Source organism: Sphaerospermopsis sp. FACHB-1194 (assembly GCF_014696235.1).
GTDB lineage: Bacteria > Cyanobacteriota > Cyanobacteriia > Cyanobacteriales > Nostocaceae > Sphaerospermopsis > Sphaerospermopsis kisseleviana.
The window spans coordinates 203,018-218,974 of the sequence record NZ_JACJPU010000001.1; the positions used below are offsets into that span (position 1 = coordinate 203,018).

Annotated in this window: 13 protein-coding genes and 1 tRNA gene; 1 reads left to right on the plus strand and 13 read right to left on the minus strand. The window is 36.9% G+C overall.

Annotated features, from left to right (window positions below):
* Positions 1–44 precede the first annotated feature (44 nt).
* The 12 genes from H6F45_RS00965 to pstS all read right to left on the minus strand — a co-directional run bounded on the left by H6F45_RS00965 (position 45) and on the right by pstS (position 12,096).
* A complete protein-coding gene (locus tag H6F45_RS00965; RefSeq protein ID WP_190346202.1) occupies positions 45–2,687 on the minus strand; it encodes a formylglycine-generating enzyme family protein in 2,643 nt (880 codons plus the stop codon).
* Between the two features lie 175 nt (positions 2,688–2,862).
* Positions 2,863–3,945 (minus strand): MoxR family ATPase, encoded by a 1,083-nt coding sequence (locus tag H6F45_RS00970; RefSeq protein ID WP_190346203.1) that lies wholly within the window; start codon positions 3,943–3,945, stop codon positions 2,863–2,865.
* A gap of 9 nt (positions 3,946–3,954) precedes the next feature.
* Positions 3,955–5,043: a hypothetical protein gene (locus H6F45_RS00975; RefSeq protein ID WP_190346204.1), complete on the minus strand. Its 1,089-nt coding sequence runs from the start codon at positions 5,041–5,043 to the stop codon at positions 3,955–3,957.
* A gap of 118 nt (positions 5,044–5,161) precedes the next feature.
* Complete coding sequence (locus H6F45_RS00980) at positions 5,162–5,413, minus strand: hypothetical protein (protein WP_137667812.1); 252 nt, start codon at positions 5,411–5,413, stop codon at positions 5,162–5,164.
* A 21-nt stretch (positions 5,414–5,434) separates the two neighbouring features.
* Positions 5,435–6,292: a trypsin-like peptidase domain-containing protein gene (locus tag H6F45_RS00985; RefSeq protein ID WP_190346205.1), complete on the minus strand. Its 858-nt coding sequence runs from the start codon at positions 6,290–6,292 to the stop codon at positions 5,435–5,437.
* A 14-nt stretch (positions 6,293–6,306) separates the two neighbouring features.
* Positions 6,307–6,636, minus strand: a complete 330-nt coding sequence (locus H6F45_RS00990; protein WP_190346206.1) for a CU044_2847 family protein — start codon at positions 6,634–6,636, stop codon at positions 6,307–6,309.
* 229 nt (positions 6,637–6,865) lie between these two features.
* A tRNA-Cys gene (locus tag H6F45_RS00995) sits at positions 6,866–6,937 on the minus strand.
* Positions 6,938–7,117: 180 nt separating this feature from the next.
* A complete protein-coding gene (locus tag H6F45_RS01000; RefSeq protein WP_190346207.1) occupies positions 7,118–7,711 on the minus strand; it encodes a chromophore lyase CpcT/CpeT in 594 nt (197 codons plus the stop codon).
* Positions 7,712–8,007: 296 nt separating this feature from the next.
* Positions 8,008–8,790 (minus strand): phosphate ABC transporter ATP-binding protein PstB, encoded by a 783-nt coding sequence (gene pstB, locus H6F45_RS01005; protein WP_190346255.1) that lies wholly within the window; start codon positions 8,788–8,790, stop codon positions 8,008–8,010.
* Positions 8,791–8,839: 49 nt separating this feature from the next.
* A complete protein-coding gene (pstA, locus tag H6F45_RS01010; RefSeq protein WP_137667817.1) occupies positions 8,840–9,721 on the minus strand; it encodes a phosphate ABC transporter permease PstA in 882 nt (293 codons plus the stop codon).
* A gap of 110 nt (positions 9,722–9,831) precedes the next feature.
* On the minus strand, positions 9,832–10,833 hold the full coding sequence (gene pstC / locus H6F45_RS01015; RefSeq protein ID WP_137667818.1) for a phosphate ABC transporter permease subunit PstC: 1,002 nt from the start codon (positions 10,831–10,833) through the stop codon (positions 9,832–9,834).
* A 222-nt stretch (positions 10,834–11,055) separates the two neighbouring features.
* Entirely contained in the window at positions 11,056–12,096 is a 1,041-nt protein-coding gene (gene pstS, locus H6F45_RS01020) for a phosphate ABC transporter substrate-binding protein PstS (protein WP_190346208.1), read from the minus strand.
* Positions 12,097–12,797: 701 nt separating this feature from the next.
* On the opposite strand from pstS, the gene H6F45_RS01025 reads away from it, so the two are divergent.
* On the plus strand, positions 12,798–14,597 hold the full coding sequence (locus tag H6F45_RS01025; protein ID WP_190346209.1) for an aspartate kinase: 1,800 nt from the start codon (positions 12,798–12,800) through the stop codon (positions 14,595–14,597).
* A 741-nt stretch (positions 14,598–15,338) separates the two neighbouring features.
* On the opposite strand, the gene miaE is transcribed toward H6F45_RS01025, so the two are convergent.
* Complete coding sequence (miaE, locus tag H6F45_RS01030) at positions 15,339–15,938, minus strand: tRNA isopentenyl-2-thiomethyl-A-37 hydroxylase MiaE (protein WP_190346210.1); 600 nt, start codon at positions 15,936–15,938, stop codon at positions 15,339–15,341.
* Positions 15,939–15,957: the final 19 nt, after the last annotated feature.

The following is a 15,957-nucleotide window of genomic DNA, read 5'->3' on the forward strand; positions in this document are numbered from 1 at the left end:
AGAGGAAAGAAGGGTAAAGGGCAAAAGGGCAAGAGTATAAAGGGCTACAAAGTCCACGCAGCACCACACACAACACGAAAACCGCCGAAGTGGTCGAGGTCGAAGCCCGCAACATAAGAGCCGCGACGCGCCGAACGGCAATACTCAGGATTGTAGTGCCAAGAACCACCGCGCAGCACCTTTTTATTATTATTAGACTCGCCGCTTATCCATGCGCTACCATCTGCAGGTGCATTTTCATAATTATTATGCCAATCATCTTCACACCACTCCCACACATTGCCGTGCATATCATATAACCCAAATTCATTTGCTACTTGAAAACTGCCTACTTCTGTGGTTTCTCCTCTATAAACTCCTTTTACTCCATTACCATAGGTGTAGTTACCGTCATAATTTGCTAAATCCGTTGTTATTGTCTCGCCAAAATGAAAGGGTGTGGTTGTTCCTGCACGACAAGCATATTCCCATTCCGCTTCGCTGGGCAGTCTGTAGGGTCTTTTGGTGTAGTTTGATAATCTAGCGCAAAACTCCACCACATCATGCCAAGAAACCTGTTCTACAGGGCGGTTTGCTCCTTTAAATCTCGATGGGTCTGGTTTTAGTTCTTGGTTGACTTGAGGTAACTGTGCTACCGCTTGCCATTGTGCCTGGGTAATGGGATATTTGCCCATTGAAAAGGGCTTGATGGTGACTTCGTGTTGCGGTCTTTCATCATTTGTACTTTTGTCTTCTGTTTCTGGTGAACCCATGATGAAAGTTCCCCCAGGAATGGCTACCATTTCTAATTTAATGCCGTTTCCTAAGTCTTCTGTAAATTGCTGTGCTTGTTTTTGGTACTTGTTAACACTTAATTCTGTTTTCTGTGTTAGCCCAAACGACTGTGATTTTTTGATTAATTCAATTTTGGCAAATGTAAAAGTAAAAGGTTGTAGTACATCATCTTTAATAGTAACAGTGGCACATTCAAATTCAAAGGTTTTGATTTCTGGTAGGGGTAATTCATGAATTACCCCTACCGGTTCTAACTGTTGTGCTAAACGCGCATAATCTCCCCCTAAATTTTGCAATACTTCCTTAGTAATCTCCGCAAAGGGAAGAATTTCTGCTGTGGTGTTTTCATCCCAGTCAGAGTTAGCAAATAACAAAGCTTGAAAATTCTTGATTTGGATGCCAGCTTTCTGAGCTATATATTGAGAAACAGTCTCAAATACAGCATCAACTTCTGTCTTTCTAATAGAACGAAGTAAAACTTCTCTCACTCCTTTTACAAATTCATATCGCCATATTTCTGGTTGATTTTCTTCGCTCACTAACCTTAATTCTAACAACCCACTCATAAAAATTTCCGCCAAAATAATTGGCTTCCTTGGTTGGGGCAACATTTTTTCCTGAATTAAATGAATTACAGGCATACTTACCGGAGCAGATGCCATATAAATCGCCAATTTTCTCGCTAGAGGGGAAGCACTATGATAAAATGTATTAACTAATTTATTAACTAATAATTCTGGTTCTTCTATTGTTTGTGAACTGGATAATTTATCTGTAGGTATTAATTCTTTCCAGTTCGGCATAAATACAATACCCACAGTGTCCATAGTACCTGTACCAGCCATCACTTTTGCCCAATATTTTAAAGATTCAGGTTCTAAAATCACAATAGGTAACTTTAATGCTTGATTGGGGTTTTCTTCTAACCACATAGGGAAATCATGAACAGTCAATTGAGAATTGAGTAAACCTGGTTCAATCGCACTTAATGAAACGGAAATACCCAAATCTAAAACCGTGCGTTCCCATAATTGTTCGGGTAATAATTGCAGAACAGTTACCGGAACTTGTTTAGACCATAATTCTAATAATTGGTGTATTTCTCCTTGCCACCATAAAGAGGAAACACAGTCACTAATTAATAATATTAACCGTCTACCATTAGGTTCTAATAATTCTTTGGGACTGCGGGAACGTTGTTTTTTTGTAGTTTTTCCCTGCTGGTGAAAAAATTGCGGTTTACCATCATTTGTGCGTAAACTCCAAGTATAAACATTTCTAAAAGCTCCATGTCGTTCCATTAATTTACGGAACTCGTTGATAGTTTCTTCCCAAACAACCGTAGCGCGGTTTTCTTCGACAACTAGCACCAAATCTAACCAACGTTCTCGCGCAGGTTTTAAAACTGGTATCCAAACATCATTTTCTGCTATTTGTTGAACAGTATTTTCTTCATCTAAAACAAATTTTATCCGAGATGGAACTTTTCGCATCAATGGACGGAGTGACCTACCAATTTCTAAAGCATTAGGTAAAGCAGCAACCGCAGGAGCTTTAAAAGGTACTCCTGATGATGAAGGTGTTGGTTTTTCAGGGGTTGGTTTTTCAATAGAATTAGAGGATGAATTAGAATCTATATCATCTTTAGTATAAGCTTTAGCTGTGGGTGCTTTTGTTTTTTCTTCTGTAGAAGAACCTAAATTTTCAGATTTTGTAGATGTTGAAGGTTCTCTTAGATTAAGTGGTATCTTAGCGGTAGTCTGAGAACTCTGATTTGATTGCGTAACTTCATCAACAGGTGCAACTACTGATGGTAATTTTATCTGATTTGCTAACCAGAGAGCATCAGCAATATCCTCTGCACTCATGTCCAGTTCTAACTGTTCTAAAAGTCGAATCAATCTGTTAATCATGAGTCCTCTTAGCTATCTTGTTAGGTTCTACCGTTCCCCCTATATAAAACTATGTTTACCGTAGGTTGGGTTGAGGAACGAAACCCAACACCATACTTTGCTATCTCCCGCTAATGTTGGGTTTCACTTCGTTTAACCCAACCTACAATTATTTACTTCTTAATCATGAGTCCTCTTAGCTATCTTGTGAACTATCTAAATATTTTAATATTTTTTCAATCAACTTTTTTTTAATCAACTTTTCTTTATTTGTACCTGTGGGGGATTGTTCATTAGTGACTAAATAGATAGCATTGAGAAGTTGGTCCGTTGCTAATTCCCCACCTTTCCGTTTGTCTAAGAATTGCTGAATTAATTGATTTGCTTCTTGTGATAAATTAGCATCTAAATTTAGATGTGCTTTAACTATCCGTTCTAATTCTTTTTCATTAGGTTCTTGAATATTTAATCTAATACAACGTCTTAAAAAAGGAGGAGGAAAATCTCGTTCACCATTACTGGTTAAAATCACAAAAGGAAAAGATGTACAGCGAACCCTACCTTGTTTAATAGTAGCTTTTCCATCTTTATCTGCTGTCTGTACTTCTACCTGATCTATTTTATCAGCTATGCGTCTTAGTTCCGGTATTTCAAACTCTCCCTCTTCAAAAATATGCAATAAATCATTAGGTAAATCAATATCACTTTTATCAATTTCATCAATTAATAAAACTCTGGGTTTATCAGATGGTAGTAAAGCTGTTCCTAGTGAACCCAAATTAATATATTTACCAATGTCTGCTAGATTATCTTTAGATTTTTTATCTTTTACATCTTGTAAATGTTGTATTGCCTCATCTAATAATCCTAGATTCAAATATTTACCAAGTTTATCTACATTATCCTTTTCTTTTGCATCTTGTAATCTGCCTATGGCATCATAACTATAAAGTCCATCTTTTAATGTGGTGCGTGTGGTAATTGGCCAATGTAACACTTCTCCTAATCCTAATTCATAAGCGACAGCATAGGCTAAAGAAGTTTTACCTGTTCCTGGTTTACCTGTTACTAATAAAGGTCGTCGTAAATATAAAGCCGCATTGACTAATTCTACCTCTTCTGGACGGGCTTGAAATGTCTCAGCGCGTCTTTTTTTGGGGTCACTTTCACTATTATTAAAATCTCGCCAACTTGGTGGTGCTGGAAGTTTAGAACCCTCCTTTATCCACTTTTCATTAACTTCATTATTGCCTTTAAATATTTGCCAGTCGTTAGTCATAGTTATTACCTAATTGTTGATAATGATTGGGTTAGATTCAGGTGTTAAAATATAAGGATTTTCACAAATGAGAATAACATCATTTCCTAATAGATGATTATTACTATTATTAATTCGTGATTCTAAGCGGTTTATTCTCACATTTTCTAGTAATTCATAAATACAGCAGTTTAGATCATGATTTTCTCTATTTTGATAATCTGTTAAAGAAATTTTATCTCTATGACATATAGCTAAAGGAATTACATTACTCTGTAATGAACCAAAAATTTTAGAAATTTTATCAGTATCATTTTTGATATGGTCATCAAATATATTTAAAATAATACCAATTGCTTGATTTACAAAAGCAGAAAAACTGTTAGCATCATATTCATGTATTTTTTGAAAATTATTACAGTTTATATTCTGTAATTTCTCCCATTTGTCAATCCACTGTTGTTTTTTGACTCTCAGATATTGTTTGTCTAATCGTTCTACATCTCGAACAATTACTCTGTACTTCTCACCAATAGGACTTGTTTCACCAAAATCATTTATTTCCCATTGTTCAACAGGATAAGTAAGATATTCTTTAGGTAGAAAAAATACTATATTTATATGTTTTTCTAGAGAAACATTTATTTTTTCGGTCAAGAGAGAATTTAAAATTTTGGGGATATCCTGAATTTTAAAACTTTGATCATGAGAATCACAAATATCAATTGTATGATAGTATGAGCTATCTATTATATAATTTTGAATATTAGGAATAACCCAACCACTAATTTTAAATCTTGGATTTTTTGATCTTGATTTTGTTTGTAATGGTACTATTTTAATTAATATATATGATTCTAGTATAATATTTGGGTTTGGCTCATCCGTACTATGTGCAGATGTTGAATCAAAATTTTCTATATCAGATTTTAATTCTTCTATTTGCTGATCAGTATCCTTAATTTCTTTGTAAAGGATGTCTATTTGTCGCTGCAAGTTATTTTTATCTTGAGCATTTCCCGTTGCATTACGTTCTTCACAAAGTGCTTCATAATCCTTTTTTAGCTCTTTGTATCTCTTTTCTAATTGCTTAAGTTTAATATTATCAGGTTTTGCCATATTACAAAAAATCTCCATACCATAATTTATTATCAAAATTGTTTAATTATTTGATTAGATGGGTAGGGATTTATCATTGCTAAACCCCTATAAATAGATGAGAATTTGTCATAGGAAATTATTTACTTTCCTTTTTGATTGCTTGTCTCACCACTTCTATATCTAACTCCAATATACGAGCAATTTGTTCTACAGTTAACCCCTCACGTAACAGTTTAGGAATCGTTTCTAACTTCACCTCTTCCTTGATCTCTTCCCTAACTTCTTCCTTAACTTCTTGATAAAATCGAGTTTGTTGCCATTCTGTTAATCCAAACATTGCTTCTAACTCCTGACGGCTATAGGATGAAAATTTGTAAATCGTTTTCATTTTATCATTTTAAAATGGTGATCACCCGATCATTTTTAACTGTTCAAAGACATCATTCATATCCTTTTCAATCCTGTTTAATTGTCGCTGCAAGTTATTACGACTTTCGGCATTTTCTGTATAATTCAATTGGTTATAAACGGCTTCATAATCGCCTTCTAAAATTACTAATCTTTTGTTCAATTCCCTAGCTTTAATTTCTTGGACTCGACTCAAAGAGGGAGAAGAATTTATTGATTGTTGTTGAACAGCTTGATTTAAAAAACTCCAAGCTTCAACTAACACAGTTGTAGGTATCATAAATGCCGCTTTCACACCCTCTCGCTTTTTCTCTGCGGCCACGGCCATTCCCACAACTCCCTGTAATGTTTCATCCCAAATAGGAGAACCACTAAAACCCCGTTCAATTTGATATCCAGTAACTTTAATTGCTTCTATATGTATCCAGCGAGTAGCTTGGACATCACGCAGTTCACCATCAGCCCAAACACCAGTATCATGTCCTTGGGGAAAGCCAAAAATGCGGAATTTATGCTGCCAATAATCTGATGTAGTGACAAGTTTTACAGGACTTACCCCCATTGGTAAAGTTTCCTCTATCTGTAACCCAGCAATATCTTCCTTACTTTGTCCTGGGTTCACAGGTTGCCAAAATACAACCTTAGCTTTTAATTTTTGTCCAGGTGCAATCAGGGGAAAATCAAGTTCTATAATGCCATCTGGTGATTCTTGTATGTTAGTGATAATACCCAAAGCGGCTGTCACCACATGAGCGCAGGTAAGCAAATGGTACTGACTCACCAAAAAACCAGCACCGATAACTTTACCGTTTTTATTATAAATGCGAGCGATCGCACTTTTAAAGGTTACTGTTGACATGGAAGCTGTAAATCTTAGTCTTTACTCCACTTAACAGTTACTTCAAAGGTAACTTCCCCACCTACGGAAGTTAATATAGCGCCAGCATCAGCACTGAGTTTGACACCAAACTTCACTTCCATTTCTTTCGGACCTAAATCTTTAAATTTATTATTCAGACTAGCCACCACAGGCTTAATATTATCTATCGCTTCCGAAAATGTTTTTTGTGCCTTTGCAATTTCCTTACCAGAAGGTAGTGCCACTTTCTCAATAGCAGTAGATGTATCTTCTGATTCTTCAACTTCTACTAAAAAAGCTGTTCCATCTTCTAAAGCAAACTCAACTAATACTTTTTCTGCCATATTACATATATATGTTGCTATTCAGACTATGCAACGTCAAATATACAACATTGCCAACATATTTGTACAGCAGAAAATAGCACTAAAGACAGTTGTCTTATGGCTAAAGGCAGACTTACCCCAAAATTACCCCAAATTTATCCCAAACAACAAAGGACGAGCATTAAACCCGTCCCTGTAATGATTATTAAAAGCCTTGAATTGCTTGGTTTTGGCTGTTTTCTCTCAAAGGCGACACCCAGATTCGAACTGGGGGATAAAGGTTTTGCAGACCTCTGCCTTACCACTTGGCTATGTCGCCGCACTCACAACTACTTATATTATCACCTTTATTCCCAAATTGCATCCCCTGGGGAAAAATTTTTTTGGTGATTGGTGATTGGTGATTGGTGATTGGGTTATTAACTTCCCCTACCTCCCCTATTCCCTATTCCCTTTTAACTTCTTAACTGTCACCTGTCACCTGTCACCTGTCACCTGTTCAAGATAACTTCACCTCATCTGCAAAATTACCCCAGCGCACAAAGTGAAATGGACCTGCGACAGAACCCCAAAGATGCTCATCGGTGTCTGGATCTCGTCCTTTGTCCCAACTGATGAACTTATCTCCATCAATTTCAAATTTACTATCCAAGTAGGTTCTTTGTCCTTTGCGGACGACGATACAACCTTTACCTGGTTCAACGTGGCCTCTAAAACAATTCCCAGTCCACTCTACAATCATGTTACAACCGGAGAGTTTTTCCAGGCGATCGCCACTTAACTGATACAACCTTCCTAAATCACGGGATGCACCGAAAAAGTCTTTTTCCTCTTTTACCGTGTAGTTTTCAATCAGGATTTTCTCACCCTCTGTCACTAACTTCAATACCCGCAACCGATAAGGGTCATTGAGCATATAATCATAAGCCTGTTCTACAAAAAAACTCACCCCCGATAACAACCCATAAGGGAGAGGACGCATACAGACACGAATATGGGCGTAAAAAGCCGGATTTTCAAACACTTGAGCTTGATTACTAAAATCAGCGGACATCCAACGGGCTAAGGTAAGAATATCAGTAGAATGAGTCATGACAATTTTGGATTTTCGATTTTGGATTTTGGAGTAAGGATTCTGGTTTTGGTAGACAGGCTCAAAACTCCTTGACTCACATTGCTTTATTTTAAAGCTTGGTGCGTCACGTTAATTAATGGGGAAATCAAAATTCAAAATTAACAACCGAAAATCAACAGTCCTGATAGCGGTTTTCTGTTTGATGAGAATAGATCATCAAAAAACTCAGATAAAAATCTGACCTATATCTCCTGTAATATTTCACAATCCCAAATCCAAAATCTAAAATCTAAAATCTAAAATCTAAAATCCCATTAACCAAAGCGTCCTGCAACATAATCACGGGTACGCTCATCTAATGGATTACGAAAGATTTGACTTGTAGCACCAAATTCTACCATTTGCCCGATCCTACTTTCATCGGTGCTAAAGAAAGCAGTAAAATCAGAAACGCGGGTTGCTTGCTGCATATTATGAGTCACAATCACTATTGTTAACTCAGATCGCAAGCTATGAATCAATTCTTCAACTTTCAATGTAGCAATAGGATCTAAGGCTGAACAAGGTTCATCCATTAATAAAACTTTTGGTTTCACTGCTAAAGCACGCGCAATACATAAACGTTGTTGCTGTCCACCAGAAAGACCTAATGCAGATGTGTTAAGTTTATCTTTCACTTCATCCCAAAGTGCTGCACCTTTGAGCGCCGATTCCACTATTTGATCTAATTTAAATTTGGGACATTTACCAGCAATTCTCACACCATAAGCAACATTTTCATAAATACTCATGGGAAAAGGATTTGGCTTTTGAAATACCATGCCAATTTCTCGCCGCAAACGATTAATATTAATGCGGGGGTCATAGATATTTTGTTCATAAAATTCTATGCTTCCTTCAACTTTGACTTTACCTTCTAATTCACTAATCCGGTTTAAGGTTTTAATGAAGGTAGATTTTCCGCAACCACTAGGACCAATGAGTGCAGTAACTTGGTTCTTATAAATATCTAATGATATGCCTTCGATAGCTTTGTAATTACCATAATAAAAACTTAGGTTTTTAATTTTGATTGCTGGAATTAGGTTACTCATGATTATTTTAGTGATAAAAAACGGTGAAAAGTATTGGTGAAACAATTAATAATTACTTGAATCTGCTTTTACTACTTAATAAACGAGAGATGAGACTAAAGAACAAAACTAAACTCAATAAAATGATAGAAGTCGTCCAAACTAATTTGTTAATTTCTGGGTCAGGATTATTGTAAAGATTGAAAATTAATACAGGTAAAGAAGCAGTCGGACTCATTAAACTATCGGACCAGTTTTGACTAAATAAAGCTGTGAAAAGTAATGGTGCTGTTTCACCTGATGCACGGGCGATCGCTAATGCAATACCTGTAGTAATTCCGGGAATTGCTGATTTGACAACAACCCTAAATGTAGTTTGAAATCTTGTTCCTCCTAATGCAGCAGAAGCTAAACGTTGTTGAGTGGGAATTAGTTTTAATGCTTCCTCTGTTGTTAAGGCAATTATTGGTAACATAATCACAGATAAAGCAAAACCACCAGCAAAGGCGCTAAATTTTTTAGTAATTAAAACAACGACTCCATAGGCAAACATTCCTACAACAATTGAAGGTACACCTGTGAGGATAGAAGTTAGAAACCGCACAAAATTAGTAATTTTATTAGTTTTACCAAATTCTGCTAAAAATATGCCGGTCATTATCCCTATGGGAATGCTTAATAATGCCCCAAAACTAACCATAATAATAGTACCAATAATGGCATTAGCAAAACCATTTTCAATCAGTGGAAGGTAAAACATTTCTGATTTTAACCCAGAAATTCCCCTTGATATAATTTCCCACAAAATTGATGCTAGTGGAAACAATGCCAACAAACTCAATATGAATGATAAACCATTCATGGCATAGCTAAACAAACGCCTCTGAGTTGGTAGCGGGCTGAGTAATTCTTTAGGTAAAGATTCAATATTTTCTGGATTTATATAGCTACTCATGGGATTTTGGATTTTGAATTTTAGATTTGGGATTTTTTGAGATGTTTCTGAATTTATGAGCAATCTGTTTGTCTATATTTGAAAGCTGATAACTGATGACTTAATGCTTACTAAGAATTTTTCTTGCGTACCCATTGCACTAATAGCACAGCACCGATATTAACTGCTAAGGTTAAAACAAACAAAATCAAACCTAAATAACTCAATGAACCAATATGTAAACCAGGTTCAGCTTCGGCAAATTCATTAGCTAGAACAGCGGGAATTGTATAAGCTGGATCAAGTAAAGATAGACTAATTTGAGCCGAGTTACCAATTACCATTGTGACTGCCATTGTTTCACCAAGTGCGCGGCCTAAAGCTAACATTGCTGCACTTACCATTCCTGAAAAACCTGCTGGTAATAACACCCGAAAAATGGTTTCCCAACGAGTGCTACCTAAAGCCATAGATGCACTGCGTAATTCTTTAGGAACAACCATCAAAACATCACGAGAAATAGCCGCCATTGTTGGTAAAATCATAATCGAAAGAATAATTCCCGCCGTTAACATATTATTACCTGTGGGATATTCAGTATTAAACAAGGGGATAAAATTAAAAGTTTTACCTAACCATTGTTCAAAGGGTTCGATAATGGGAATAAATACAAAAATTCCCCATAAACCGATAATTACACTGGGAATTGCAGCAATTAATTCTACTACAAAAGCAATAATATTTCTGACTACTAATGGTAAAAAGTCTTCACTCGTTACTAGGGCGACTGATATTCCTATAGGCACAGTCAATAAAATAGCGATCGCACTACTTACCAAAGTACCATAAATATAAGGTAATGCCCCAAAAACTTGATTGCCTGTATCCCATTCTTGACTCCAGATAAACCCTAAACCAAATTGAAAAACCGCTGGTTTAGCTTCTTGAAAAATTACCCAAGTCATGACAAATAAAATTGCTACAGTGATGGCAGCAAATAGATAAACTAGAAATGTAAATCCTTGATCAAATCTAAAATTTAATCCACCAGTAACAGTTAAGTTGATATTTTCATCATTTACTTTTAAGTCTGATGATTGATGGTAATCATTCTTCTCAAAGGAATTGGGCATAATTAATCAAAACAATTAAAGTGAAATATTTAGTTATCCAAAGTTAAATAGTGAATTGAGAAAGGATTTAGGATACAGATTACAGGATTCAGAATCAATGAGAGTTTTCCATTTATGATTATTCTGACTCCTGACTCCTGTACGGGTGAAGCATTCGGGCGATAAATTTTCAATTTTTTCACAGGCTATTTTCCGAATGCTTCGCCCCTTGCCTAGTTTTGATTATTTAACAGTGCTATTCACTGTTTGTAAAACACGATTGACAACACCACTAGGAATTTTTGTGTAATTCATGTCATCATTAAATTGTTGACCATCTTTAAGTACCCAGTTAATCCATTTTTTAATCGCATCTGCTTTAGCTGGAGTGGGATAATTTTTATAAATCATCATCCAAGTTAAACCCACAATAGGATAACCCTGATTAGGATCACCTACAAATACACGATAGTTAGCTGGAAAAGTTACACCTGATAAAGCTGCATTTGCAGTTGCTAAGGAAGGTGCAACAAATTCTCCTTTTTTATTTTGTAATTGTGCTGATTTTAATTTGTTTCTGGTAGCGTAGTCATATTCAACATAACCAATAGCTCCAGGAGTACGAGCAACTAAAGCAGCTACACCAGGATTACCCTTTCCTTTCAAAGCGTTGGGTAAATTCCATCTTGGTGCAGTATTAGCGCCAATTCTACCTTTAAAGTAGGGATTAATAGAACTCAAGTGATTGGTAAAAATGAAAGTTGTACCGCTACCATCAGCACGAACTGCAAATTTAATCGGTTGGTTTGGTAAATTTACACCTGGGTTATCAGCTTTAATTTGTGGATCATTCCAGTTAGTAATTTGTCCAGAAAAAATTGCTGGTAGGGTTTTACGAGACAATCTAAGTTGGCTAACACCTGGTAAATTGTAAACTACCGAAACCGCACCACCAGCAGTAGGTACTAAAATTACACCATTTTTGACCTTGGCCATATCTGCATCTGTCATGGCTGCATCACTAGCACCAAAATCTACAGTACCAGCTATAGTTTGACGAATACCACCACCACTACCAATTGCTTGGTAATTAATTTTTAATTCAGGATGTTTCTTTCTTACTTCCCGTGCATAACGTTCATAGAGAGGTGCGGGAAAAGTTGCTCCTGCACCGTTCAAAGTCTGAGCTTGAGCAACTGCTGTGAAAATAGGACTAAATGCTACGGCCGCTGTTACTACAGAAGTAGTGAATGCACGGCTAAAAATGGTGGTTGAAATGTTCATAATGCCTCATTTTGAAGGATGTTTTACCTGATGGAATTACAGCCTTAAATAAAGTTCATACTTGCTGATTAACTAGAAATTAATAACCGTCAAAGAATAGATTAAACTATGTTTAAATTTCTTCCTAAAGGAGTAGTGATAGTAATTTTGTTCACCAAGTTGTGTAAAGCCGAATCATAATTTTTATGATTTTATGCAATTAAATGTATATTCACGGTTGTAAAAGTTGCGTGTTTCACCATAAATAAACCCAGCAGGGTCATTATCAGAACCCCTGCTAGGAAATTAGTTGATATTTGTGCCATGTTTGCGCGGATCAGCGTTTATTTGTCCTAAATAATGCCTACCCCTACTTAAAATAACTATATATAGTATGTAAATAGGTTAAGAACAATCATATAATAGGTTAAAATGCTGTTAAACTTATTTTTCCTCAATTCGTAAAATTGCAGAGTTAAATAAGTCGGCTTGAAAAAACCGAGGTATGTTACAAAAAGTAAAATCTCTGAAAGTCTCTTACCTCTTGCCTCTTGCCTCTTGCCTTGCCATAACGATAAATTTTAACGCCTACCTACTTAAATTACTGAGTGGAAAATCCAAATCGCTGATATTTTAGTAATCTAAATTAATGGTAAATTTTCAAAGCTTCCCGACGGAGGCATTGATCACAGCACAATTTGAATATTCAAACATCTACAGTTATGGCGCTCATAGTTCAAAAATACGGTGGTACATCTGTTGGTTCGGTGGAACGTATCCAAGCGGTTGCACAACGGGTTTATAAAACTGTACAAGCAGGAAATTCCGTTGTCGTCGTCGTTTCCGCAATGGGTAAAACCACCGATGGATTAGTTAAACTAGCTAATGAAATCTCTAAAAGTCCTAACCGTCGGGAAATGGATATGCTGCTTTCCACAGGGGAGCAAGTCACCATTGCTTTACTAAGTATGGCTTTGCAGGAAATTGGACAACCTGCTATTTCTATGACTGGCGCTCAGGTAGGTATTGTTACTGAAGCTGAACATACTCGCGCTCGCATTTTGCATATTGAAACAGAGCGTTTGATGGGGCAGATTAATTTAGGTAAAGTCGTTGTTGTAGCTGGTTTCCAAGGAATTTCTAACACTACAGCAATGGAAATTACCACCTTGGGGCGTGGTGGTTCTGATACTTCCGCAGTGGCTTTGGCGGCAGCTTTGGGAGCAAATTTTTGTGAAATTTATACAGATGTTCCAGGGATTTTAACTACAGATCCGCGCCTTGTACCGGAAGCGCAGTTAATGACAGAAATCACCTGTGATGAAATGCTGGAGTTAGCTAGTTTGGGTGCAAAGGTATTACATCCCCGTGCGGTGGAAATTGCCAAAAATTATGGTGTTCCTTTGGTGGTAAGGTCCAGTTGGACGGATCAGCCTGGTACATGGGTAACATCGCCAAAAGTGCAAGAACGGGCGTTAGTCAATTTAGAATTAGCTCGTCCTGTGGATGCGGTAGAATTTGATATTGATCAGGCTAAGGTATCTTTATTGCGTGTTCCCGATAAACCAGGGGTAGCAGCAAGGTTATTTAATGAAATTTCCCGTCAACAAGTAGATGTAGATTTAATTATTCAATCAATTCATGAAGGTAATAGTAACGATATTGCTTTTACCGTAAATACACCTATTTTGAAACGAGCGGAAGCTGTAGCTTCAGCCATTGCACCAGCTTTGAGAAATCAACCCAATTCAGATGAAGCAGAAGTTTTGGTAGAAAATAATACAGCAAAAGTGAGTATTTCTGGAGCGGGAATGATTGGCCGTCCTGGTGTAGCTGCTAAAATGTTTGTAACCTTGGCGGAAGCGGGTGTAAATATTCAAATGATTTCTACCAGTGAAGTTAAGGTGAGTTGTTTGGTAGATGCGGGAGATTGCGATCGCGCTATTGCTGCACTTTGCAACGCTTTTGAAATTACTGCTTCTCCTGCTGTTCTATCTTCCCCAACTCCCGAATCTCCCGCAGTGCGTGGTGTTGCTTTAGACATGAATCAAGCGCGGTTAGCTATTCGTCAAGTTCCCGATCAACCAGGAATGGCGGCGAAATTGTTTGGTTTATTGGCAGAATATAATATTAGCGTGGATATGATTATTCAATCACAACGCTGTCGGGTGGTTGATGGGGTTGCGCGTCGGGATATTGCTTTTACCGTTGCCAGGATGGATGCAGAAAACGCCCAAAAGAAATTAACCCAAGTTGCAGATCAGTTAGGATGGGGTGAGGTAGTTTTGGATGGGGCGATCGCTAAAGTGAGTATTGTTGGTTCGGGAATGGTTGGACAACCAGGTATTGCCGGGAAAATGTTTACAGCTTTAGCGGAAAATAAAATCAATATCCAAATGATTGCCACTTCAGAAATTAAAATTAGTTGTGTTGTGGCACAAGATGAGGGTGTGAAGGCTTTGCAAGTTATTCATACAGCGTTTGGGTTAGCTGGAAGTGAAAAATTTGTAGTACCCGCGTGAAAATAATACTCAGATCCTCGACTTCTCAAAGAAGTCGGCGATCTATTATTAGGAATTACCATTCAAGTCTTTAGGCCACAGTAAGGGCGAAGCATTCGGACAATTAATTAGGGGTTGCTGAGAAAGTCTTTCCGTGAGGGCATAGGAGTCAGGAGTCAGGAGTCAGGAGTCAGGAGAAGATTTGAAAATTTCTTTGCCATCTCTTGAAATCCCAAAAAATGCACATTCCGGTATACCCTTCAAAACCCTTGCACTAATTTCTGTGTTTATCAGCCTCTAACCTTTGATATATCAAGGTTTTAGGTTTATTCAGCAAACCCTAATTATCGGTTTTTACCTAAAACTATCATCCGAATGCTGATGCTTCCAGCACGCTTCGCGAACGCCCCTACATTGTTGACGCGAAACCTAAATCAAAATGTGGTTTATTTACCTGAAAATAGCTTTCCTCTCTTTCTTAAAAACCAAGGGTTATTCCTAAAAAAAATATTTAAATGTTAGTTAAATTTTTCGTTTAATTTTGTACGTCTTTCACGCGAAAATTAGCCCACATTACAAAACCGCACTGAATTTGTATTTTTTTGTGTTGTATCTTGGCAAGCTCACTGTTTTAATGTTACCAAATTTGATAGGTTATAAAACTATCTATTGGTAGATAAAGGTATGTCTTATGGTAGAATCTAGCTAAAATTAGGAGATGAGAAGAGCTAAAATTTGATGATGTTTTAATTGGATCATGTTTTAACTATGAATTCGCGGTTCTGGGTGCAAGGTTGCTAATATTTCACTTTCCACAACTGCTAATTCATCAAGTCTTTGCATCACCATTTGTCTGTCAAAATAGGTATCTGCTAAAACCCAATATGTGCCAAAATGTCGCGCTTCTGATGCCATTAAACCACGATAAAATTTAGCTAATTCTGGTTCTGGACAGTTTGCTGCTAAAAGTCCTAAACGTTCATGACTGCGTGCTTCTATTAAACCAGTAACTAATAAACTATCTAAAAATTGTTCTGGTTCTTTTTTTCTGACTTGTGTTTTTAAACCTGCACCATAGGGAGGTGGTGAAAGGGGTGCAAGGGGAATATTTCGACGTTCTAACCATTGGTTGACGAGTTCAAAATGTTCTAGTTCTTCTTTGGCGATCGCGGTTAATTCTCTCACCAGTTTAGTATTTGAAGGATAACGAAACATAAAATTTAACGCTACACCTGCGGCTTTGCGTTCACAGTGAGAATGATCGAGTAAAATAATATCTAAATTAGCGATCGCTTGTTCTATCCAAGCATCACTGGTAGGTTGTTTGAGAGCGTTGATAGTTGGTAATGGTGAACTTAGCACAATTGGTAATGGGTAATTG

What these genes read in the sequence shown, in the direction of transcription:
- H6F45_RS00965 (WP_190346202.1), bottom strand. Translation starts at nt 2,687, where the DNA reads ATGATTAACAGATTGATTCGACTTTTAGAACAGTTAGAACTGGACATG.
- H6F45_RS00970 (WP_190346203.1), bottom strand. Translation starts at nt 3,945, where the DNA reads ATGACTAACGACTGGCAAATATTTAAAGGCAATAATGAAGTTAATGAA.
- H6F45_RS00975 (WP_190346204.1), bottom strand. Translation starts at nt 5,043, where the DNA reads ATGGCAAAACCTGATAATATTAAACTTAAGCAATTAGAAAAGAGATAC.
- H6F45_RS00980 (WP_137667812.1), bottom strand. Translation starts at nt 5,413, where the DNA reads ATGAAAACGATTTACAAATTTTCATCCTATAGCCGTCAGGAGTTAGAA.
- H6F45_RS00985 (WP_190346205.1), bottom strand. Translation starts at nt 6,292, where the DNA reads ATGTCAACAGTAACCTTTAAAAGTGCGATCGCTCGCATTTATAATAAA.
- H6F45_RS00990 (WP_190346206.1), bottom strand. Translation starts at nt 6,636, where the DNA reads ATGGCAGAAAAAGTATTAGTTGAGTTTGCTTTAGAAGATGGAACAGCT.
- H6F45_RS01000 (WP_190346207.1), bottom strand. Translation starts at nt 7,711, where the DNA reads ATGACTCATTCTACTGATATTCTTACCTTAGCCCGTTGGATGTCCGCT.
- pstA (WP_137667817.1), bottom strand. Translation starts at nt 9,721, where the DNA reads ATGAGTAGCTATATAAATCCAGAAAATATTGAATCTTTACCTAAAGAA.
- pstC (WP_137667818.1), bottom strand. Translation starts at nt 10,833, where the DNA reads ATGCCCAATTCCTTTGAGAAGAATGATTACCATCAATCATCAGACTTA.
- pstS (WP_190346208.1), bottom strand. Translation starts at nt 12,096, where the DNA reads ATGAACATTTCAACCACCATTTTTAGCCGTGCATTCACTACTTCTGTA.
- H6F45_RS01025 (WP_190346209.1), top strand. Translation starts at nt 12,798, where the DNA reads ATGGCGCTCATAGTTCAAAAATACGGTGGTACATCTGTTGGTTCGGTG.